The sequence below is a fragment of the Lactobacillus sp. UMNPBX16 genome (assembly GCF_002553775.1).
GTDB classification, from domain to species: Bacteria; Bacillota; Bacilli; order Lactobacillales; family Lactobacillaceae; genus Lactobacillus; species Lactobacillus crispatus.
Genome location: NZ_PCYU01000032.1, coordinates 1 through 1,641, shown reverse-complemented (window position 1 = coordinate 1,641; position 1,641 = coordinate 1). Strand labels below are relative to the sequence as shown.

The following is a 1,641-nucleotide window of genomic DNA, read 5'->3' as shown; positions in this document are numbered from 1 at the left end:
GGACGCGATTGCCAACAACTCTGAGTTGCCAGATGGCACAACGTACACGTGGAGTAAGCAGCCAGACACAACGCAGCCCGGCGACACAACTGGTGAAGTAACGGTTCATTACAAAGATGGTAGTTCTGAAACAGTTACGGTGCCGGTTTACGTCAACAGCGCAGCGGAAACCAATCAGCCAGAGGTAAGCACGCCAACGGTTGATCAAAACGCGACAGTTGATCCAAACAGCGTAGTCACCAACCAAGACACTTTGCCAAAGGGGACAACGTATAGTTGGACGACGGAGCCTAAGACTGATAAGGCTGGGCAACCAGCTACTGGTAGTCTGCATGTCGCTTACCCAGATGGGTCAAGCGAGGACGTACCGGTTACGGTCAACGTGAAGTCAAACAAGGATCAATACCAGCCAACGGTTCCAGGCGACAAGGTAACTGTTAAGGATCCAAGTCACTTAACTGAAGGTGAAAAGGACCAAGTTAAGAACAACGTCGATAATGCTAACAAGGATAAGTTCCCAGATGGCACTGAAGTTACAGTTGGCGATGATGGAACAACTACAGTAACTTACCCAGATGGTTCGAAGGATGTCATTGCTGGTACTGATTTAGTCATCGCTCCTAAAAGCGAAGATGTTCTTGGAAGCAAGTATCATTCACACAAGAATGGTTCAAACTCTAGTCAAGCTGATAGAGTTAAGGGAGCTTCTACTGCTAATGGCAGCATCGCAAACGCTGGTAACAACCTAGGTGTTAAGGCTGAAACTGATAATGCCATTGTAGGTGTTAAGGGTGAAAGTGATAATGCCATTGGTAATAACAAGGCTACTAGCTTAAAGACATTACCACAAACAGGCACTAAAGATACTTCAATTTTGGGTGTGCTTGGTATGCTTTTAGCTTCACTTGGTCTATTCGGATTTAAGAAGAAGCGCGATAAAGAATAATTTATAATAGTTTTTTATAAATTCTATTGGTAAAAGTATCTAGAGAAAGTTAATTCTCAGATTTAAAAAGACGATCGAAAACTTTTGAAAAATTGTTTTTGATCGCCTTTTTGTGTGAAATGAAAACAAGATTCTACGTAAGCGTAAAATGTAAGCGTCATATAACCGAGTATCTTTTTTAGTCCGTATTTTTCAGGTATTCTAATCTCATCAATTTAATGGAGGTTAAGAATATGATCGAAAAACAACAACCCATTGTGGCACTTGGCCACTCTTCTAAACCTAAGAAGGCTCGTCCACCACGCAATAATCTGTTGCTTAGTTTAAAGAAGAATGACTTAGAACTGAACTTCTACAGTAGTTTAGATACTGAAATTATGAATAAGCTGCTTGAGAAAGTCTTGCCATGATTAAGCTCAGTGACTTAGGGCAAGTCTATATCGTTTGCGGCAAGACGGATCTGCGTAAAGGCATTGATGGACTAGCAACTTTAGTCAAAGAACAGTTTGAACTTGATCCTTTTAGCGGCAAAGTCTTTCTCTTTTGCGGCGGAAGCAAGGACCGCTTCAAAGCCCTTTATTGGGACGGACAAGGTTTTTGGCTGCTTTATAAAAGATTTGAAAATGGAAAATTGAACTGGCCCAGGAATCAAAATGAAGTTCAAGCTTTATCTTTTGAGCAGGTCGACTGGCTAA

The 1,641-nt window shown here is 41.8% G+C and carries 3 protein-coding genes; all 3 read left to right on the top strand.

The window, feature by feature from the left end; genetic code table 11:
* Positions 1-946: Rib/alpha-like domain-containing protein (locus CP367_RS08090; RefSeq protein WP_143469229.1), on the top strand; the 946-nt coding region annotated here is incomplete at its 5' end.
* A 233-nt stretch (positions 947-1,179) separates the two neighbouring features.
* Positions 1,180-1,356, top strand: a complete 177-nt coding sequence (locus tag CP367_RS10880) for a hypothetical protein (protein ID WP_013438122.1) — start codon at positions 1,180-1,182, stop codon at positions 1,354-1,356.
* A partial coding sequence (gene tnpB, locus CP367_RS08085) for an IS66 family insertion sequence element accessory protein TnpB (protein WP_098043543.1) occupies positions 1,353-1,641 on the top strand: 289 nt, incomplete at its 3' end. The genes CP367_RS10880 and tnpB, both read left to right, overlap by 4 nt.

Bases quoted from the DNA above. Each gene is read 5' to 3' on its own strand.
- CP367_RS10880 (WP_013438122.1), top strand. From the start codon at position 1,180: ATGATCGAAAAACAACAACCCATTGTGGCACTTGGCCACTCTTCTAAA.